The organism is Paractinoplanes deccanensis, assembly GCF_016862115.1.
Classification (GTDB): domain Bacteria; phylum Actinomycetota; class Actinomycetes; order Mycobacteriales; family Micromonosporaceae; genus Actinoplanes; species Actinoplanes deccanensis.
In genome coordinates, this window is sequence record NZ_BOMI01000146.1 from 85663 (window position 1) to 104961 (window position 19299).

Genomic DNA, 19299 nt, shown 5'->3' on the forward strand with positions numbered 1-19299 from the left:
CGCGGCTCCGGATCCACCGCCGGCGGAGAGCCCGATTCCCGGCCGGCGCGGCCAAGTCATGCGGCACCAGCCGCCGCCGGCGGAGGGGCGGCAAACACGCTCAGCCGGCCAGGAAGACCGGGCAGTGCGCGCGCCGGGCGACCGCGCGGCTCACCGCACCGAGCATGCCGGCGGCGGTCCCGCCCGGGGCGTGCCGGCCGACGACGAGTGCGCCGGCGGTTCGCGAAGCCTCGATCAAAGCCGTCGCCGGGTCGTCGGTGACGAACCGCCGGTGCATCCGCACGCCGCCCACGGTGTCGGCCGAAGCGGCGCGCGGCGCCGTCGCGGCCCGCAGCAGCACGAGATCGCAGCCACGCACCCGGGCCTCGCCGTGCGCGAAGCCGATCGCCGGGCTGTCGTCCCCGTCGACGCCCACGACGACCGGCGCGCCACCGGCGCCCGGCCCGGGCGGCCAGCCCGGGGCACGCACGATCTCGACCACGCCGGTGTGCTCGGCGGCGATCCGCTCCCCCACGCTCGCGCCGAAGAGCGCGCCTGCCGCGCCATGACTCCGCCCCACGACGACCAGACCGGCCTTGCGCGCCTCGACCAGCAGCAACGGCACGGGTGAGCCGGTGACCAGGCGGCTGCTCACCGGGACCGACGGCGCGCGGGCCCGCACCCGGTCGGTCATCCGCCCGAGCAGGATCGAGGCGGCGCCGCCGCCGTCGGCGCGATGGTCACGGACCCGTTGCGCGTGCACCAGCCGCAGCTCCCAGCCGCGCAGCTCGGCCTCGATCGCGGCGTGATCGAGGGCAGTGCCGCTGGCCGGGCTGTCGTCGACTCCCACCAGCACCAGCCCGGCCCGCCGGCCGGCCGCGTGCTCCAGGCGCGCCGCCGGCCCGAGATAGCGGCTGACCGCCTCGCCGTACCGAGTGAGCTTGTGGAGATCGCTCATCGCCGGCCTCCCCGGAAGTCTCCCGGCCACCATCACACCGGCGGGAGCCCCGGTGCCAGGGCCATTGGTCCCGGTACCGGGGACCTCGTCCGCTGGTGCCGGCGGGCCGCCGGGCCGGACGCTGGGGGCATGACCACCATCGCGGTACGCGACCTCGCGCGCTCGTACGGCACCGTGCGCGCGGTCGACGGTGTGAGCTTCACGGTCGGCGACGGCGAGATCTTCGCCCTGCTGGGCCCGAACGGTGCGGGCAAGACCACGACCGTCGAGATCTTGGAGGGTTACCGGTCCCGGGACGCCGGCACCGTGGACGTGCTCGGTTTCGACCCGGCCACCGGCGGGGCGGACTACCGGGCGCGGATCGGCGTCGTTCTCCAGTCGGCCGGCTTCGAGGAGGAGTTCACCGTCCGCGAGCTGGTCCGGCTCCAGGCGAGCCTCTATCCTCGCCGGCACGACCCGGACGAGCTGATCGACCTGGTCGGGCTCGCCACCAAGCGGACGACGCGCGTCAAGGGCCTCTCCGGCGGCCAGCGGCGCCGGCTCGATCTGGCCCTGGGGCTGGCCGGCGCGCCCGACCTGCTCTTCCTCGACGAGCCGACCACCGGCTTCGACCCCGCCGCCCGTCACCACGCCTGGGACCTGGTGGCAAGCCTGCGTGACCTGGGCACCACGATCCTGTTGACCACGCACTATCTCGAGGAGGCGCAACGCCTCGCCGATCGGGTGGGCGTCCTGCGCGACGGGCGGCTGCTGACCGTCGGCTCCCCCGGTGAGCTGCGCGCGGCCAGCGACCTGCCGACCGTGATCAGCTTCCGGATCCCCGGTGGCGGCCTGTCCGGCCTGCCGCCGCTGAGCGCGCGTCCCCGGCTGGCCGGCGGCGTGGTGCGGCTGGACAGCCGCGAGCCGGTCGCGGACACGTGGCACCTGACCGCCTGGGCGACCGCACGCTGGACCCCGCTCGAGGACCTCACCGTGAGCCCGCCGACGCTGGAGGACATCTATCTGGCCCTGACCGGGGAGGCCGGCGATGGCCGTTGACACCCCCGCGCGGGTGCACCCGCCGACACCCGCCACCCGCGTCCGGGCGCTGGCACCGCTGACCGTCCACGCGCTGCGGGCGTTCGCGCACAACCCGCCGGCCGCGTTCTTCACGCTCGCGTTCCCGCTGGCCTTCCTGATCATCGTGGCGTCGATCGTCGGCAACGAGACGACCGGGGCCGGGGTCCCGGTGGCGCAGTTCCTGGTGTCGCCGTTCGCGGTCTTCGGCGTGGCGCAGGCCTCGTTCACCCTGCTCGCCACGGACATGGCGGTGCTGCGGGAGAACGGTGTGCTGCTGCGGCAGCGCGCCGCACCGGTGCCCGCCCGCACCGTGCTGACCGCCCGGATCGCCGCCTCGGTGGTCATCTCCGGTGCCGCGGTGGCGCTGCTCCTCGCGGTGGGCGTGCTCGCGTACGACGTGGACGTCATCTGGCGCAAGGTGCCCGCCATGCTGGTCGCGCTCCTGGGCGGCATCGCCTGCTGCGCGTCGCTCGGCCTGGCGCTGGCGGCCCTGGTGCGCACGGCCACGGCGGCGCAGGCCCTGGCCCAGGGGCTGCTGATCCCCCTGGCGTTCATCTCGGAGGTCTTCATCGTCGGCGCCGACCTGCCGCGCTGGCTCTCCGCGATCGGCTCCGCCCTGCCGCTCAAGCACTTCGCCCTGGCCATGGCCGAGACCTTCGACCCCGCCGCGGGCTACGGCTTCCTGCCGGGCCATCTGGTCGTCCTCGCGGCATGGACGGCCGCCGGCGCCTTCGTCGCCCAGCGGTGGTTCGGCTGGCAGCCGCGCGGGGAGTCCCGGCCGCGCCCGTCGGCGGAAGCCCGTACCGAGGCACGCCTGTCGCCGCCGGCCGCATACCCGCGGCGCTCTTCCGCCTCCCTGCTGCCCGGGCAGATCCGTTACGCGCTGACGGGGCTGACACGCGACCCCCTCGCGGTCTTCTTCGCCGTGATCTTCCCGGCGCTGCTGCTGGTGCTCTTCCCGGCCGTGTTCGGCGACGCGCGGGTGCACGGCCTGGCGATGGCCCAGTACCTGTTCGCCGGCATGGTGGCGTATACCACCGCGGTGTCCGCGTACGTCGACCTGCCCGAGGCCCTGGTCGCCGCGCGATCGGCCGGGGTGCTCAAGCGCCTGGGCGGCACGCCGTTGCCGCTGGGCTGGTACCTCGGCGGGCGGGTGTCCGCGGCCCTGCTCACCACGCTGCTGGCGGCCACGGTGCTCGCCGTCGCCGGCGTCGGCTTCCTCGGCGTCCGGATCCCGCTCGCGCATCTGCCCGCCCTGCTCCTGACGATCGTGGCCGGCTCGGTGTGCTTCGCCTCGCTCGGCCTGGCCGTCGCGGCACTGCTGCGGTCGGCACGTTCACTGGTGGCGATCACGCTCGGCACGCTGCTGCCCCTCTGCTTCGCCTCCGAGATCTTCGTGGTGGGCGACCAGCCCCTGCCCGCTCCTCTCACCACCGTGGCCGGGGTCTTCCCGCTGCGGCACCTGCTCCAGGCCCTGTTGACGGCCACGAACCCGGACGGCGGCGGTGCCGGCTTCGCCTGGACCCACTTGGCCGTCGTGGCCGCGTGGACGCTGACCGGCCTGCTCGTCATCCGCCGGCGCGGCCTGTGGTGAGAGACAAGACTCTCCGCGCGAGCGGAGTCGTTCCACAGTGAGAAGAGCCCGATCCACCACATAGGAAGGAGCCGGCGATGACGGCGTCACTGACGGTCTTCGACCACCTCACCCTGCACGGCCTGGTCGCGGATCTCCCGTCGGGCTGGCTGCACCGCCTCGCGGCCTGCGGGATGCCGGTGGTGTGGCCGGCGGGCACGAGGCTGCTGCGCGAGGGCGCTCCCGCCGACCACCTCTGGCTCGTTCGTGACGGCCTCGTCCGGCTGGACTTCCACGTGCCCGGCGGCGAGATGCCGATCGAGCTGATCGGCGCCGACGGCGTCGTCGGCTGGTCCTGCCTCGTTCCGCCCTTCCGGTCCACGGTGGGCGCGTTCGTCGTCGCGGAGTGCCACACGATCGAGCTCCGCGCGGGAGCGCTGCGCGGGCTCATCTCGGAGGACCCGATGTTCGGCCTCGAGTTCACCACCCGGATGCTCGCCGTGGCCCAGCAGCGCCTGAACGCGGCCCGCCGGCGCATCGCCGCCTTCTATCCGCCGCCCTGATCGGCGGTCACGGCGGCGAAGCGGTGCGGGGCCACGACGACCGGGCGGGCGGCGTGGTGGAGGGTCGCCATCGCCACGCTGCCGACGAGAATCTCGCGGATCGCCGAGCGGCCGCGGGATCCGACCACCACTGCGGCGGCGCGCAGGTCCGCGGCCTGCCGCAGGAGGGCTTCGGCGGCCGCTCGGCCGGACGGGCCCTCGATCGCCACCAGCGGGTACCGCTGCGGGACGTCCGGCAGCGGGACGCCGTCGTGCACCGCGACGGGCACGATCCGGCGGCCGCCGAACAGGCCCTCGGCGGCGGCGAGCGCCAGCCGCGCGCCCGGGGAGCCGTCCCAGCCCACCACGATCGGCCCGTCCCCCAGCGCCCCTCGCTCGGCGAGGAACAGCGGGTGCGGCACGACCAGCGTCGGCCGCGGCGCGTAGTGCACGGCCATGTCCGAGACGCTGCCCAGCACGGCACGGGCGCCGCTCAGGCCGCGCGAGCCGAGGACGAGCAGATCCGGGTCGAGTTTCTCGGCCAGCTCGGCCAGCTGCACGCCCTCACCGCCGTAGCTGCGCTCGACCAGCGGCTCGGCCTGCCACCCGGCCGCCCGGGCCAGCGTCACGCCGATCGCGGCGATGCGCTCGGCCTCGGTGCCGCCCTCCCGCTCGGCCCGCGCGACGAAGTCGTCGACCCGGCGGGTGCCCTGCCACAGCCGGCGGCGCACCACATCGTTGCCGAACGGCGGCGACCACAGATAGGTGATCCACGCGTGCGCCCCCGGCATCAGCGCGGCCGCCACCTCGATCGCCTCGGCCGCCGCCACCGACCCGTCGTAGCCGGCCATCACCCGTAGCGAGGTCATCGTTCTGCCGCCTTCCCCTCGGTCCCCTTTCCAGGGTCGGCCGGCGCCCGGCCCGGCGGGAGAGTCCTTCGGCCCTGGCCGGTGCCCGGTGCCCGGACGACGCTGGAAGCAGCCCCCGAGGAGAGGTGCCGGTCATGTCTGGGTCCGTGGCGCAGCGCCGCTCGGCGGAGGTGCGCACCCGGTTGATGCATCGCATGCTGCTGACCCGCCACTTCGCCGAACGGGGCGCGGCCGTGCCGTTGGACGGCTGCCGGGCGACGTTCCGCCCCGGCGAGGAGGCGGTGGCCGCGGGCACCTGGGGCGCGCTGGGGCCGGGTGACACAGTGATCCGCTGCCTGGGGAACGCCGACCGGGTCTCGGCCCCCGGCGTGCTGATCTGCGTAGGTGACACGGGAGCGGTGGACGACCTGGATCGATGGCTCGACGCGGCCCGCCGCCACGACCGGCGTGCGCTGGCCGCACGGCTCAGCACCGCCGCGCACGGCACGTCCTCGCCCTCCGGGATCGTGGACGCGCTCGACGCCGAGGCGGTCCTGGCGGCCATGCGGTTCCACCTGGACGCGCTGCGCGCCGGCGGCCCCCCGCGCCTGGTCGAGCTGCGCCTCGGTGACGCCGACCCGGTCGCCGCGCTCGCCGCGCGGATGTTCGCCCAGCACCAGCTCGACGAGAACGCGCTGCGTGCCATCGACGCCGACACCCGCGCCTACGTGCGAGCCGTGCTGGCGGCCGGGCCGGGAGGCCGGCCGTGAAGCCGGACCCGCGCTGCCCGGTGCGGCCCGGCGAGCCCTGCACGCTGTGCCAGATGGGCGCGACCGGCCCGCGGGACTGTCCCCTGGTGTACCTCGTGATGACCGACGACGAGTTGCGCGCCGGGGTGCATGCCGCCGCGCTGCGTGCCCGCGAGACGCGACCGGAGGAGAGCCCGCCATGACGGACCGCCGCCCGCCGACGTTCGGTGTGGAAGAGGATTTCCTGCTGCTCGATCCGGCCGGCAGCCACCCGGTGCCGGCCGCGCCCGCGGCTGCCGCCTCGTCGCCGCGGGCATCTCGCCATACGGCACGCCGGCGCTTGCCTCGCCGCTGGAGAACGGGCGGGACACCGGCTGGGCGAGCCGCCGGTTCACCATCACGTCGCGCTGGCCGACCGCACGGCCGCCGTCGGTGTGGACCGGTGCGGACGCGTACGACCGTTCCCTCCGCAAGATGATCGAACGCGGCGCCGCCCTGGACGAGCGCAGCGTCTACCTGTACGCCCGGCTGTCCCCTCGCTACCCCACCGTCGAGGTCCGGATCGCCGACGTCAGCCCGGACGTGGACACCGCCGTGCTGCTCGCGGTGCTGATCCGCGCGCTCGTCGCCACCTCCGTCGCCGACGACCGGGCGGGGCGGCCGCTGCCGCGTCCCGGCCGGGCGACGATCCGCTCGGCGCTGGACCTGGCCGCCCGGCACGGCCTCGCGGGCCCGGCGATCGACCCGTGGAGCGGCGCCCCCACCGCGGCCGGCACCCTGCTGAGCAGGTTGGTCGATCACGTCAGCGGCGCGCTGTCCGGCCTCGGCGACGACCGTACGGTGGAAAGCCTGCTAAGCACCGTCGCGGCCCGCGGCACCGGGGCCGAGCGTCAGCGCGCGGCCTGGCGGCGGGCGGAGTCCCCGGCCGCCCTGGTGGCCGAACTGGCCGACATCACGTGGCCGGCGGGCGTGCTCATCGGCGCGACATGAGAGAGCGCCAGGTGAAAGGGCTCCGTGTGAAAGGGCTCCGTGTGAAAGGGCTCCGCGTGAAAGGGCTGCACGTCAAGGGTTGCGCGTCAACGGGCTGCGGGTGAAAGGGCTGCGGGTGAGCGGGCGCCGGGTGAGGGTCAGCGGGCCGAGGTCCAGGTGGAGCGCGCGGGCGGGCGCGCCCGGCTCGCCGCTGAAGACGACCCGGCCGCCGCCGATCGGCAGGGCGGACCGGAAGACGTACGGGTCACCGGGGTCGTCGGGCACCAGCGGGGCGCCCCGCAGGAGCGCGGGCACCGGGCTGAGGAAGCGGAGCGTCAGCTGCCCGTTCCGCACCAGCACCTCGGCGCCGGCGCCCAGGAAGAGGCGCGCCGGATCGGTCGGGTACGCCGAGAGGCGGTAGCGGCCGCACAGGCCGGCCCACACCTCCGGCCTATGCGGCACGTCCCGGCCGCGCGGCGGCGGCAGCCCGAGCTCCCGCCGGAGCAGATCCGCGGCCTCCGGGCCGAGCCAATGCAGGCCCCGCCGGGCACCGTTGACCAGGATCACGACACCGGCGCTCGCGGCCGGGACCAGGAACAGCTGCGCGTCGAAGCCGGGCAGGACGCCGTCGTGCTCCACGGCGGCGAGGCTGCTCAGCTCGGCGCGGAAGAACGCCAGGCCGATGCCGGGCAGGCGCGGGTCCGGCTGGAACTGCGGGGCGAACATCTCGGCCACGGTGGCCGACGGCAGGATCGCGCCGTGCCCGTTGTGGCCGCCGCCCAGCAGGGCCGTGGCGTAGCGGGCGAGATCGGCCGCGGTGGACCGGACGCCGCCGGCGGCCGCGGTGACGACCTCGTAGTCAGCGATCGCGACCGCGCCGTGCCGGCGCAGCTCGTAGCCGGTGGCGCGGGCCCCGCGTGGGTGGGCCAGGCCGGTGTGCCGCATGCCGAGCGGCTCGAAGAGATGCTCCCGCAGATAGCGGCCGAACGGCATGCCGGTCACGTCGGCGACGATCTGCCCGAGCGTGACGAACCCGTGATTGGTGTACATGAAGCGGGTGCCCGGGTCGGCATGGACCCGCAGGTGCCCGCGGTAGTAGGCGGCCGGGGTGGGCACGGGCGCGCCGGCGGGCACCGTCTCGCCGAGATCCCTCATCCGGAGCAGCCCGGAGGGCCGGCGCACCTCACGGATCCCGGCCGTGTGCGTCAGCAGGTGGCGCACCGTGACCGGCCGGAAGCCCGCTCGTTCCGGGCCGAGCCGGTAGGCGCGCAGGTACACGTTGGCCGGTGCGTCCAGGTCGATCAGGCCGCGGTCGCGCAGCTGCATCACGGCCACCGCGGTCATGGTCTTGGTGAGCGATCCGATCCGGAAGACCGTGTCCTCGGTGACGGGCACCCGCGCGGCGATGTCGGCGAGCCCGTGGCAGGCGAACGCCGGCGGCACGCCGGGCCGGATCAGGGCGAGGGCGAGGCCGACGCAGGGGCGCCGCCGCGCGATCGCGGCGGCGTCTCGCGTGAGCGCGTGCTCGTCGAGGCCGATCATCGGCTCAGCCGACCACGAAGACGGGGCAGTACGCCCGCTGGAGCAGGGTGCGGCATTCCGGTGCCGCGCGCCGCACCACCAGCGCGGCGGCGTCGCGGGACGCCACGACCAGCGCGTGGGCCGGATCGCCGGCGGTGAACCGCTCGTAGGTCGTCACGCCGTCCACGACCGTCACGCTCTCGACCCGCGGAGTCCGGTCCGCGTGCACGAGCACCAGGTCGCTGCCACGCAGGGCGGCCTCGCGCCGGGCGAAGGCGACGGCCGGGCCGCCCTCGGCGTCCATGCCCACCACGATGGGCCGCTCGCCGAACTTCGGCCCCGGCGGCCAGCCGGGGATCCGCACGACCAGGACCGTGCCCGTGTGGCCGGTGGCCACATGATCGGCCACGCTGGCGCCGAACATCGTGCCGGCGGTGCCGTGCCGGTGCCCCACCACAACCAGGCCGGCGGCACGCGCCTCCGCCAGCAGGTGGGCCGCCGGCGAGCCGACCATCATCCGGCTGGTCACGGGCACCGTCGGCGAGTACGCGTGCACCCTGTCGATGAGCCTTTCGAGCAGCCGCGCGCCGTCGTCGCGGGTCGGGCGGTGCAGGCCGGCGGTGCGCTGGGCGTGCAGGATGCGCAGGTGCCAGCCGCGCAGCTCGGCCTCGATCGCGGCGTGGTCGACGGCCGTGTAGCTGGCCGGTGTCTCGTCCGCCCCGACCAGCACCAGGCCGGTCCTCGTCGTGGTGGCAGCCGGCCGGTGTGGCTCTGCCGAGCGGTAGGTCGCCACGCTCAGATAGCGGTCGACGGCCTCGCTGTGCCTCGTCGCCCTCAGCTCTTCGAGTTCGTTCATGGCCGGCCTCCCGGGGACCCCTTCGTCCTCTCCATCACACCCCGTGCGGCCCGCCCGTCCCCAGGGCCTTTGGTCCGTATCGCGGTCCCGTTCAGCAGATGCGCGGCAGCTGCTCGCCGAGCAGCATGTCCAGCACCCGGCGGGAGCCGACCGCGGTGCGGACCACCACGGGCCCCGCAGCGGTGGCGGTGCCGATGCGAACGGCTCCGGCGCCCTCCGGCCGGGCACGCATCGCCGCGAGCACCGCGTCCGCCCGGTCCGCGGCGACGAAGGCCACCAGGCAGCCCTCGTTGGCGACGTGCACCGGGTCGAGACCGAGCAGCTCACACGCCGCGCGGACCGGCTCGGGCACCGGCAGCGCGCTCTCCTCGATCTCCGCACCCGTCCCGGAGGCGGTGGCGATCTCGTTCAGGCTGGACGCCAGGCCGCCGCGGGTGGGATCGCGCAGCGCGTGCACACCTTCGCCCCCGGCGGCCATCATCGCGGCCACCAACCGGTGCAGCGGCCGCGTGTCCGAGACGACGTCGGCCTCGAAGCCGAGCCCCTCGCGGCAGCTGAGCACCGTGACGCCGTGGCAGCCGATCAGCCCGGAGAGCAGGATGGCGTCGCCCGGCCGGGCGCGGGCGGCGGAGGGTGCGGCACCGGGCAGCCGCCGGCCGAGGCCTGCGGTCGTCACGAAGATCTGGTCCGCGGCACCGCGCCCGACCACTTTGGTGTCACCGGACACGACGGGCACTCCGGCAGCCGCGGCCGCGTCGCCCACCGAGGCGGCCACCCGCCGCAGCACGTCGAGCGGCAGACCCTCCTCCACGATGTACGCCACGGTCAGCGCGACCGGCATGGCCGCGCGCATGGCGAGGTCGTTGACCGTGCCGTGCACGGCGATCGCACCGATGTCGCCGCCGGGGAAGAAGAGCGGATCGACCACGTACGCGTCGGTGCTCAGCGCCAGGGCCGCCGCGTCCACCTCGACCAGCGCGGCGTCCTCCAGCGGGCCGGCGGGCCCGACGGCGCCGAGCGCGGGCACCAGGACCCGGCCGATCAGCTCGGCGGAGAGCCGCCCGCCGGAGCCGTGCCCGAGCAGGATCCGCTCGTTCTCCGGCTGCGGGGCGGGGCAGCTCGCCAAGGTCGGGTCGACGGTGCTCATGACGCTCCTCCGGATCGCGGCGGCCGGCGGCGGCCGGCCGTGTAGTAGGCGGCGCAGGTGCCCTCGGCCGAGACCATCGGGGCGCCCAGCGGGGTGCGTGGCGTGCACGCCGTTGCATAGGCGGTGCAGTCGGTCGGCGTCCGGGCGCCGGTCAGGATCTGTCCCGCCAGGCAGGCGGGATGCTCGCGCACCACCAGCCGGCCGACGTCGAAGCGGCGGCCGGCGTCGAAGGCGGCGAACTCCTCGGTCAGGGCGAGCCCGCTGGCCGGGATCGCGCCGATGCCCCGCCAGACCCGGTCGGTGACGTGGAAGACGCGCGCGATGGCGTCCCGCGCGGCCGTGTTGCCGTCGCGGCGCACCGCCCGGGCGTACTGGTTCTCCACCTCGTAGCGGCCCTCCTCCAGCTGGCGCACCGTCATGAGGATGCCTTCGAGCAGGTCGAGCGGCTCGAAGCCGGTCACCACGATGGGCACCCGGTGGCGGGCCGCGAGCGGCTCGTACTCGGTCCAGCCCATGACCGCGCAGACGTGCCCGGCGGCGAGGAAGCCCTGTACCTCGCATCCGGGGGCGCTCAGCACGGCCTCCATGGCCGGCGGCACGAGGACGTGGCTGACCAGCACGCTGAAGTTGGTCAGGCCGAGGGTGGCGGCGTGCAGCACGGCCATCGCGTTGGCCGGCGCGGTGGTCTCGAAGCCGACGGCGAGGAACACCACCTGCCGGTCGGGGTGGCGCCGGGCCAGGGTCACGGCGTCCATCGGCGAGTAGACGACACGCACGTCGGCGCCGCGGGCGCGCAGCGCCAGCAGGTCGGTGCGGGAGCCGGGCACACGGAGCATGTCGCCGAAGCTGGTCAGGATGGTGCCGGGCCGCTGGGCGATCGCCATGGCCTGGTCGAGGATCTCCAGCGGGGTCACGCAGACCGGGCAGCCCGGCCCGTGGATCATGCGGATGCCCGGCAGCAGCTCGTCGATCCCCTGCCGGACGATGGTGTGCGTCTGGCCGCCGCAGACCTCCATCAGGGTCCATGCCCGGGTGGTGACGCGGCGCAGCTCGGCCAGCAGCGCGCGGGCCAGCTCGGGATCGCGGTACTCGTCGAGGTACTTCATGCCTCGAGCTCCCGTCGCAGCAGGTCGTCCATGGCGCGCAGCACCTCGAGGGTGCGCTCCGCCTCCTCCGCGTCGACGGTGCTGATCGCGAAGCCGACGTGGACGATCACGTAGTCGCCGGGCCGGGCGCCGGGCACGTAGGACAGGCACACCCGCTTGCGCAGGCCGCCGAAGTCGACGTTCCCCATCGGCAGCCCGTCCTCGAGCTCGATCTCGGTGACCCGGCCAGGAATGCCCAGGCACATGTCAGATCCCTTCGGCGAGACGAGCGGCGGCGATCGCCGCCTGGCCATAACTGATGCCGCCGTCGTTGGCCGGCACGTCGCGGTTGAGCAGCGCGGTCAGCCCCGCGGCGCGCAGGCCCGCGGTGAGGCCGCCGGCGAGGATGCGGTTCTGGAGGCAGCCGCCCGACAGGCAGACGACCGTCACCCCGGTCTGCTCCGCGGCGCGCGCGCAGAGGGCGACGGTCATGTCGACGACCGTGCGGTGCACCGCCGCGGCCAGGGCTTCGGCGCCCTCCCCGCACGCCTGGCGCAGCAGCAGCGCGTCGAGCGTGCCGGACCAGTCGTAGACCCACAGCCCGTCGCGCCGGGTGATCCGCCAGGGAAGGGGCACCGGGTCGCCGGTGGCCCGGTGCGCGGCGACCTCCAGCAGGATCGCCGCCTCGCCCTCGTAGCCGGCGTCGTCGCAGAGGCCGAGCAGGCCGGCCGCGGCGTCGAGGAACCGGCCGGCGCTCGACGCGCGCGGGCTGCGCACCCCTCGCTCGATCATGCGGCGGACGAGGCTGACCTCCGGTGCGGGCAGGCGGCCCAGCAGGGCCGGCTCGGGACCGGGCGGCAGCGGGAACTCGGCGCCGTAGAGGCAGCCGAGCGCCATGCGTGCCGGGCGGCGCACCGCGGCCTCGCCGCCCGGCAGCGGCGCGGTGCCGAACCGGCCCAGCCGGCGGAAACCGGTGTAGGTGGCGAGCAGCACCTCACCGCCCCAGAGCCGGCCGTCGTCGCCCAGCCCGAGGCCGTCGTAGGCGACGCCCAGGAACGGACCGTCCAGGCCGTTCTCGGCCGCGCAGGAGGCGACGTGGGCGTGGTGGTGCTGCACGCCGATCCGCCGGGACTCCGGCGCGGCCTGCCGGGCGTAGGCGGTGGAGAGGTAGTCGGGGTGCAGGTCGTGGGCGATCACCTCGGCCTCGAAGCGGTGCAGCCGGCCGAGCTGCGCCGCGGTCGCCCGGAAGGCGGCGAGCGCGTCGGCGTCGGCGAGGTCGCCGCCGTGCGGGCCGACCAGGGCACGGCCGCCGCGCGCCAGCGTGAAGGTGTGCTTGAGCTGGGCGCCGGCGGCCAGCAGCGGCCGGGGCGTGGCCACAGGCAGGTCCAGCGGCCGGGGCGCGTAGCCGCGCGCCCGCCGGACCAGGCGGGGCGCACCGTCGATCATCTGGAGCACCGAGTCGTCGTAGCGGGCCCGGACCGGCCGGTCGTGGCCCAGGAAACCGTCGGCGATCCCGGCCAGCCGCTCGGCCGCGTCGGCGTCGTCGACGGCGATCGGCTCGTCGGCGCGGTTGCCGCTGGTCACCACGAGCGGGCGCCGCAGCAGACCGAGCAGCAGGTGGTGCAGCGGCGTGCAGGGCAGGAAGAGGCCGGTGCGGTCGAGGCCGGGTGCGACGGCGGGCGCCAGGCCGGGGCAGACGGCGGCCGGCAGCAGCACGATGGGCCGCGCCGGCGAGGCGAGCACGGCGCGCACCCCGGGATCCACCCCGGCGTCGCGCACCATCACCGCGAACGGCTTGCGCGGCCGGTGCTTGCGCTCACGCAGCCGCGCGACCGCCGCCGGCGCTGTCGCGTCGCAGACCAGCTGATAGCCGCCGAGGCCCTTGAGCGCGACGATCCGCCCGGCCGCGACCGCGCAGGCCGCGGCCGTCAGGGCCCGTTCCCCCTCGGCGGTGTGCCCGCCCTCGCGCCACGTGAGGCGGGGACCGCATCGCGGGCAGGCGACGGGCTCGGCGTGGAACCGGCGGTCGGCGGGGTCGTGGTATTCGGCGGCGCAGCTCGGGCACATCGTGAAGCCGGCCATGGCGGTGCGCACCCGGTCGTACGGCAGGTCGTCCACGATGGTGGCGCGCGGCCCGCAGGCGGTGCAGTTCACGAACGGGTAGCGGTAGCGGCGGTCGGCCGGGTCGAACAGCTCACGGAGGCAGTCGTCGCAGGTGGCGAGGTCGGCCGGGAGCCCGGCGAAACCCGCGGGGACGCCGGCGCCGGCGCTCGCGACCACGCGGAAACCGGGTGCCGGGGTGGCGGGCGCCGGGCCGACAGTGATCTCGCGGACGTCCGCGGCCGCGGGCGCCCGCGCCCGCAGCGCGCCGACCAGGCGGGCGACGGCCGTCTCGGTGCCGCCCACCTCGATGAGCACGTCGCCACCGACGTTGCGCACCACGCCGTCGAGGTCGAGCTCGGTCGCGATCCGGTGGACGAAGGGCCGGAAGCCGACGCCCTGCACGGTGCCGCGCACCCGGACCGACCAGCCCGTCATGGCGTCGCCACCAGGGCGCAGACCCGGTCGGCGACCGGGCGGACGGCGGCGGCGACGCCGTCGCTGAGGCCGAAGCCGAAACTGAACTCCTGACCGTGCGCGACCAGGGCGACCAGGCGCTCCGGCAGCCGGTCGAGCACCCTGCCCAGCGCCACCGTGGCGCCGAGGCCGATGCCGTGCCCGGAGGTGACGTGCTGCGGGCCGGCGGCCTCCGGCAGGGTCAGCTCCGACCAGCCTTCCCGCCGGCCGGTTCCCACGGCGACGTCGACGACCACGGCGAGCTCCGCGCCGGACCAGGCGTCCAGCATGCGGCTCGGCTCGCCGTCGCTGACGCACAGCTCCACCCCGGCCAGCCGGTCGTCGTGGCGGCCACGCAGCTCCGCGATGACCTCGGGACCGAAGCCGTCGTCGTGGCGGAACTCGTTGCCCACCCCGATCACCACCCGCCGGCCCGTCATGTCAGCCCCGGTCCACGCGCAGGTCGAGGAAGTGGGTGGCGCACGAGATGCACGGGTCGTAGTTGCGGATGGCCTGCTCGCACTCGGCGGTGAGGCGGTCGTCGGGCAGGTCGAGCCGGTCCGCCACGAAGCGGCCCAGGTCGTGCTCGACGGCGGCCTGGTTCTGCGCGGTGGGCGGCACGATCCGCGCCGAGGTGACCAGCCCGGCGGCATCGAGCTCGTAGCGGTGGAACAGGGTGCCGCGGGGCGCCTCGGTCGCGCCGCGCCCGGCGCCCGCGCGGGGCGGCACGTCGATCGCGGCGGCGGGCGGCGGCTCGTAGCGGTCGATGAGGCGGATCGCCTCCTCCACCGCGTAGACCGTCTCGACGGCACGGACCACGATGCTGCGGTACGGGTTGCGGCACTCGGCGCCGAGCCCCGCCTCGGCCGCCGCCTCACGTGCCAGCGGGGAGAGCCACTGACGGCTCAGCGTGTAACGCGCGGCCGGGCCGGTCAGGTAGCGCCCACGGCCGGCCAGACGGGCGTGCAGCGCGGTCGAGTGCGGCACGTGCTCCTCCACGACGTGGTCCTCGAAATCCTGGACGCCGAAGGCGAGGCCCCCGGTGGTCGCGACCGTGCCGGACTCGATGGCGTACCGGCCCGGGTCGACCAGCGCCAGCATCTCGTGCTCGTGGCGGAAGTCGGGGAAGTCGAAACCGGCCACCCACCGCACGGTCGCCAGCGCCTGGTCGAGGGCGGCCCGCAGGCGGTCCCGCAACGGCGCGAGATCGGCGGGTGCCGGCGCCCGGTAGAAGCCGCCGACCCGCACGTTCACCGGGTGGATGGCCCGCCCGCCGACCACCTCGACCAGGTCGTTGCCGGTCTTCTTCAGCGCCAGCCCGCGCTCGACGAGGTCACGCCGGTCCTTCGCGAGATCCAGCGCGCCCGCGTACCCGAGGAAGTCCGGCGCGTGCAGCAGGTAGATGTGCAGGGTGTGGCTCTCGATCCATTCGCCGCAGTAGAGCAGGCGGCGCAGGTCCGCGACGGCGGGTGGCACCACGGCCCCGCAGGCGTCCTCGATCGCGGCGCAGGCACTCATCTGATATGCCACCGGGCAGATCCCGCAGATCCGGGCAGTGATGTCCGGCGGTTCGGTGTGCCGGCGCCCGCGCAGGAACGCCTCGAAGAAGCGGGGCGGCTCGTAGATCTCCAGGCGCACGTCCGCCACGGCGCCGTCGCGCACCCGTACGTGCATGGCGCCCTCGCCCTCCACCCGGGCCAAAGCCCGCACGTCGATCAGCCGGTCGGATCGGTGTGTCATGACGCGTCTCCCGCCACTTCCGCGAAGGCCGACACGGTGAAGGTCCGGTACAGCCGCCGGATGTCGTCCTCGGACATGCCGGCCGCCCGCAGCAGGTCCGCCTCGGCCGGCCCGTTCGGCGTCTCCGCCGGGCCGAAGCAGCCGAAGCAGCCGCGCCCGAACGCCGGGCAGATCGCCCCGCAGCCCGCCCTGGTCACCGGGCCGAGACAGGGCTCGCCCCGGGCCACCACCACACAGACGTTGTTGCGGCGCTTGCAGTCGAAGCAGACGCTGTGCGCCGGCAGGTTCGGCTTGCGCCCGGCCAGCAGCGCGGTGATCGTCTCGAGCAGCTGTCCCTTGTCGATCGGGCAGCCGTGCAGCTCGTAGTCGACGTCGACGTGCGCGGCGATCGGGGTCGAGGTGGCCAGGGTGTCGAGGTAGTCCGGACGGGCATACACCGCGGAGGCGTACTCGGCGACGTCCGCGCTGTTGCGCAGCGCCTGGATGCCGCCGGCGGTGGCGCAGGCACCGAGCGTGATCAGCACCCGGGAGGCGTCGCGGATCGCGTGGATCCGCTCCGCGTCCGCCGGCGTGGTGATCGAGCCCTCGACCAGCGAGACGTCGTACGGGCCCGGCAGCACCGCACGGGAGGCCTCCAGGAAATGGGCTATCCGCACCCGGCCCGCGACGGCCAGCAGCTCGTCCTCGCAGTCGAGCAGGCTCAGCTGGCAGCCGTCGCAGGACGCGAACTTCCACACGGCGAGGGTGGTCATCACAACTCCCGTACGCGCATCAGCGGTTCGGCCACCGGATAACCGACGACCGGGCCGTCCCGGCAGAGCAGCAGCGGGCCCAGCTGGCAGTGGCCGCACCAGCCGGCCCCGCAGCGCATGGTGCGCTCCAGCGACACCTGCACCCGCGCGGACGGCACGCCCCGCGCGAGGAGGGCCTGAACGGTGAACCACATCATCGCCTCGGGCCCGCAGACGAACGCCGCGGCCGCGGCCGGGTCCGCCTCGATCCGCGGGATCAGAGCGGTGACCAGGCCGACCGGCCCGTGCCAGCCGTCGTCCGCCCGGTCCACAGTGGTGATCACCTGGGCCTGCGCGGCCCACTCCCGGCGCGCGCCGCCGTAGAGCAGCTCGGCCGGCCGCCGCGCGCCCACCAGGACCGCGACCCGGCCGAACGAGGACCGGTCGGCGAGCACCCGCTCGACGACCGGGCGCAAGGGGGCGAGGCCGATGCCGCCGGCCACCACGATCACGTCGTGACCGGCCGCCGCCTCGACATCCCAGGCGGTGCCGAACGGCCCGCGCACGCCGATCACATCGCCGGGCGCCGCGCCGCACAGGGCCCGGGTGACCGCGCCGACGGCGCGGATGGTGTGCAGCGGCCGGGCCCCGTGCCGGCCGCTCACCGAGATCGGCACGTCGCCCACGCCGTACGCGGTGAGCATCGCGAACTGGCCTGGGAGGAAGGCGGGCAGCGGAGCACCCACCGGGGCGAGCTCGACGGTGACCGTGTCGGCGGTGTCCACCCAGCGGCCCACGATCCGGTGCGGCACCGGCAGGACGGCGTTCACGGCTCCGCACCTCCCGAGGGCTCGCCGCGCGACGCCGCCAGGGCGGCCGCCTCGCGGGTGATGTCGATGCCGGCCGGGCACCACGCGATGCAGCGGCCGCAGCCGACGCACCCGGACATGCCGAACTGGTCCTGCCAGGTGCCGAGCTTATGACTGATCCACTGCCGGTACCGGGAGGCCGTGCTCGTGCGCACCGCGCCGCCGTGGACGTAGGAGAAGTCGAGGCCGAAGCAGGAGTCCCAGCGCCGGAGGTGCTCGGCGTGCCCGCCGGTGAGATCGGTGACGTCCTCCGTGGTGACGCAGAAGCAGGTGGGGCAGACCATCGTGCAGTTGCCGCAGGTCAGGCAGCGCGAGGCCACGTCGGCCCAGTGCGGCGACTCCCGGGTCGCGGCCATCAGGGCGGGCAACGGCTCGTCGGGCATGTGCCGGGTGATCGCGGCGGCGGCGTCCCGCACGGCGGCGCTCGCCGCGGCGAGGTCGCCCTCGCCGGCCTGCCGGGAGGGCAGGGCGGCGAGCACCTCGGCCCCGGCGGGCGAGCCGCTGCGCGCGAGGAACCGGTGCTCGCCGTCGAGCAGCTCGGTCAGCGCGAGATCGAAGCCGGAGGTGGCGCCCGGCCCTGTCCCCATCGACGTGCAGAAGCAGGTGGCGGCCGGTTCGGTGCACTCGGCGACGACCACGAACGTGCCGTCGCGGCGAGCGGTGTAGATCGGATCCGGGTGCTCCCCGCCGGCGAGCACGCGGTCGAGAACGCCGAGCGCGGCCACGTCGCAGGGATGCACGCCGACGAAGGCGAACCGCTTCGCGGGCGCTTCGGGACCGGTGGTGGTCACCGTCCCGTCCGGAGCCCGGTCGGCCGACCAGAGCCGGGCCCGCGGTGGGTGCACGAAAGTCTTGGCCGACACCGGGCCGGCGCAGTGGGCGAACACCGCGCCGTCCTCGCGGCGCCGCAGCCGGTAGCGGCCGGCCTCGGTGCCGGCGCTCCAGCCGGACGGCAGTTGCTCCGCCGACGCGAGCTCGGCCAGCACGACCGCACCGTCGCGCGCCGTGGGGCCGACGACGGTGTAGCCGCGCTCGCGCAGAACGGTGAAGAGCGCGCCGAGGCCGTCCGTGCCGATCAGTCGTGGCGGGTCTGCGGATGTCATGGCACCTCCCCGGGCTCCCCTACACCGTGTGCCGCGCCGCCTCGGCGGGACAGGGCCGGAAGTCCCGCCCGTGTCCCACCGAGGTCGTGTCCTTGTGCCCTGCACAGGGGCGTCACGCGGCGCTGTGCTGTGGAGAGGAGGCCATCATGTCCACGAAGAGAATCATCATCGGGTACGACGGCTCGCCGCAGTCCAAGGCCGCGGCGGCCTGGGCACTGGACGAGGCGGCCCGTACGGACGCGCCCGTCGAGCTCTTCTACGCGTACGAGTGGCCGGGATGGGCGCCGATGGCGTCGATGATCCCGTCGCGCGCGCCCCGGCCCGAGGCGTCGATCCGCCGCGCCGTCGACGGAACCCTCGCCGCGGCCCTGGGCGAGGCCCGCCGGACCCACCCGCACGTGCCGGCGACAAGCACCACCGTGGACGGCGACGCGGCCGTGTCGCTGATCGACCGGTCCGCCGGCGCCGGGCTCATCGTGCTCGGCGCGCACGGGCACAGCGGCGTGACCGGGCTGCTCGGCTCGATCACCGTCGCGGTCAGCGCGCACGCGCACTGCCCCGTCGTCGTGGTGCGGGGCGCCGCCCGGGCGGACCGGCCGGTCGTCGCCGGCATCGACGAGTCACCCGCCTCGCACGCCGTCCTCGGCTTCGCCTTCGACGCGGCGTCGGCCCGCGGCGTGCCGCTGCACGTCATCCGCGCCTGGGCGCCGACCATCGGCATCATGGACGCCACACCGCTGGCGTCCGGCACGGTGCCGCCCGCGATCAGGCGGCCGTTCGACGAGCTCCTCGCCGGATGGCGGGAGAAGTACCCGGCGGTGCCGGTCACCGCTCGCGCCGTGGTGCGGCATCCCGCCGCCGCGCTCACCGGGGTGAGCGCCGAGGCCCAGCTTCTCGTGGTGGGCACCCACGGCCGTGGCCGGCTGCGCGGCCTGCTGCTCGGCTCGGTCGGCCAGCACCTGCTGCGGCACGCCGAATGCCCGGTCGCGATCGCGCACGAGACCGAGGGATGAG

General features: G+C 75.4%; 20 protein-coding genes. 7 read left to right on the plus strand and 13 right to left on the minus strand.

Features of this window, described 5'->3' with window-relative positions; translation table 11 throughout:
* Nucleotides 1-100: 100 nt before the first annotated feature.
* Entirely contained in the window at nucleotides 101-937 is an 837-nt protein-coding gene (locus Ade02nite_RS35655) for a universal stress protein (protein ID WP_203773411.1), read from the minus strand.
* Between the two features lie 129 nt (nucleotides 938-1066).
* On the opposite strand from Ade02nite_RS35655, the gene Ade02nite_RS35660 reads away from it, so the two are divergent.
* The 3 genes from Ade02nite_RS35660 (at nucleotide 1067) to Ade02nite_RS35670 (ending at nucleotide 4132) form a co-directional block, all read left to right on the plus strand.
* Nucleotides 1067-1975, plus strand: a complete 909-nt coding sequence (locus tag Ade02nite_RS35660) for an ABC transporter ATP-binding protein (RefSeq protein ID WP_203773413.1) — start codon at nucleotides 1067-1069, stop codon at nucleotides 1973-1975.
* On the plus strand, nucleotides 1965-3590 hold the full coding sequence (locus Ade02nite_RS35665) for an ABC transporter permease (protein ID WP_203773415.1): 1626 nt from the start codon (nucleotides 1965-1967) through the stop codon (nucleotides 3588-3590). Before Ade02nite_RS35660 ends, Ade02nite_RS35665 begins: the two co-directional genes overlap by 11 nt.
* A gap of 77 nt (nucleotides 3591-3667) precedes the next feature.
* Nucleotides 3668-4132 carry a Crp/Fnr family transcriptional regulator gene (locus tag Ade02nite_RS35670; RefSeq protein ID WP_203773416.1) on the plus strand — a complete coding sequence of 155 codons (465 nt, stop codon included), beginning with the start codon at nucleotides 3668-3670 and terminating at the stop codon, nucleotides 4130-4132.
* Here the strand turns inward: Ade02nite_RS35670 and Ade02nite_RS35675 are convergent.
* A complete protein-coding gene (locus Ade02nite_RS35675) occupies nucleotides 4117-4980 on the minus strand; it encodes a universal stress protein (protein ID WP_203773417.1) in 864 nt (287 codons plus the stop codon). The genes Ade02nite_RS35670 and Ade02nite_RS35675 overlap by 16 nt on opposite strands.
* Nucleotides 4981-5114: 134 nt before the next feature.
* On the opposite strand from Ade02nite_RS35675, the gene Ade02nite_RS35680 reads away from it, so the two are divergent.
* Genes Ade02nite_RS35680 through Ade02nite_RS35690 form a run of 3 tightly spaced genes read left to right on the plus strand, consistent with a single transcriptional unit; the run spans nucleotide 5115 to nucleotide 6698 of the window.
* Nucleotides 5115-5729: a thiamine pyrophosphate-dependent enzyme gene (locus Ade02nite_RS35680; RefSeq protein WP_203773418.1), complete on the plus strand. Its 615-nt coding sequence runs from the start codon at nucleotides 5115-5117 to the stop codon at nucleotides 5727-5729.
* On the plus strand, nucleotides 5726-5911 hold the full coding sequence (locus tag Ade02nite_RS35685) for a DUF6767 domain-containing protein (protein WP_203773420.1): 186 nt from the start codon (nucleotides 5726-5728) through the stop codon (nucleotides 5909-5911). Before Ade02nite_RS35680 ends, Ade02nite_RS35685 begins: the two co-directional genes overlap by 4 nt.
* Nucleotides 5859-6698, plus strand: coding sequence for a carboxylate-amine ligase (locus tag Ade02nite_RS35690; RefSeq protein WP_239169293.1), 840 nt, complete (start codon nucleotides 5859-5861; stop codon nucleotides 6696-6698). Before Ade02nite_RS35685 ends, Ade02nite_RS35690 begins: the two co-directional genes overlap by 53 nt.
* Before the next feature lie 72 nt (nucleotides 6699-6770).
* Here the strand turns inward: Ade02nite_RS35690 and Ade02nite_RS35695 are convergent, their stop codons facing one another.
* The 11 genes from Ade02nite_RS35695 to Ade02nite_RS35745 form a co-directional block, all read right to left on the minus strand.
* Entirely contained in the window at nucleotides 6771-8219 is a 1449-nt protein-coding gene (locus Ade02nite_RS35695) for a serine hydrolase domain-containing protein (RefSeq protein ID WP_203773424.1), read from the minus strand.
* Between the two features lie 4 nt (nucleotides 8220-8223).
* The gene (locus Ade02nite_RS35700) at nucleotides 8224-9054 is read right to left on the minus strand and encodes a universal stress protein (RefSeq protein ID WP_203773426.1); all 831 of its coding nucleotides are present in this window, start codon (nucleotides 9052-9054) and stop codon (nucleotides 8224-8226) included.
* Between the two features lie 91 nt (nucleotides 9055-9145).
* Complete coding sequence (hypE, locus tag Ade02nite_RS35705; protein ID WP_203773428.1) at nucleotides 9146-10201, minus strand: hydrogenase expression/formation protein HypE; 1056 nt, start codon at nucleotides 10199-10201, stop codon at nucleotides 9146-9148.
* Nucleotides 10198-11307: a hydrogenase formation protein HypD gene (gene hypD / locus Ade02nite_RS35710; protein WP_203773430.1), complete on the minus strand. Its 1110-nt coding sequence runs from the start codon at nucleotides 11305-11307 to the stop codon at nucleotides 10198-10200. The genes hypE and hypD overlap by 4 nt, the downstream gene beginning before the upstream one ends.
* Nucleotides 11304-11552, minus strand: a complete 249-nt coding sequence (locus tag Ade02nite_RS35715) for a HypC/HybG/HupF family hydrogenase formation chaperone (protein ID WP_203773432.1) — start codon at nucleotides 11550-11552, stop codon at nucleotides 11304-11306. The genes hypD and Ade02nite_RS35715 overlap by 4 nt, the downstream gene beginning before the upstream one ends.
* A gap of 1 nt (nucleotide 11553) precedes the next feature.
* The gene (hypF, locus tag Ade02nite_RS35720) at nucleotides 11554-13824 is read right to left on the minus strand and encodes a carbamoyltransferase HypF (protein WP_203773434.1); all 2271 of its coding nucleotides are present in this window, start codon (nucleotides 13822-13824) and stop codon (nucleotides 11554-11556) included.
* Complete coding sequence (locus Ade02nite_RS35725; protein WP_203773436.1) at nucleotides 13821-14282, minus strand: hydrogenase maturation protease; 462 nt, start codon at nucleotides 14280-14282, stop codon at nucleotides 13821-13823. Before Ade02nite_RS35725 ends, hypF begins: the two co-directional genes overlap by 4 nt.
* Before the next feature lies 1 nt (nucleotide 14283).
* Nucleotides 14284-15582 (minus strand): Ni/Fe hydrogenase subunit alpha, encoded by a 1299-nt coding sequence (locus Ade02nite_RS35730; RefSeq protein ID WP_203773438.1) that lies wholly within the window; start codon nucleotides 15580-15582, stop codon nucleotides 14284-14286.
* Nucleotides 15579-16334: an NADH-quinone oxidoreductase subunit B family protein gene (locus tag Ade02nite_RS35735; protein WP_239169294.1), complete on the minus strand. Its 756-nt coding sequence runs from the start codon at nucleotides 16332-16334 to the stop codon at nucleotides 15579-15581. Before Ade02nite_RS35735 ends, Ade02nite_RS35730 begins: the two co-directional genes overlap by 4 nt.
* Nucleotides 16334-17143 (minus strand): FAD/NAD(P)-binding protein, encoded by an 810-nt coding sequence (locus Ade02nite_RS35740; RefSeq protein ID WP_203773442.1) that lies wholly within the window; start codon nucleotides 17141-17143, stop codon nucleotides 16334-16336. The genes Ade02nite_RS35735 and Ade02nite_RS35740 overlap by 1 nt, the downstream gene beginning before the upstream one ends.
* Entirely contained in the window at nucleotides 17140-18285 is a 1146-nt protein-coding gene (locus Ade02nite_RS35745; protein ID WP_203773444.1) for a 4Fe-4S dicluster domain-containing protein, read from the minus strand. Before Ade02nite_RS35745 ends, Ade02nite_RS35740 begins: the two co-directional genes overlap by 4 nt.
* 146 nt (nucleotides 18286-18431) lie before the next feature.
* Between Ade02nite_RS35745 and Ade02nite_RS35750 the strand changes: the two genes are divergently transcribed.
* Nucleotides 18432-19298, plus strand: coding sequence for a universal stress protein (locus Ade02nite_RS35750; protein WP_203773446.1), 867 nt, complete (start codon nucleotides 18432-18434; stop codon nucleotides 19296-19298).
* Nucleotide 19299 lies beyond the last annotated feature (1 nt).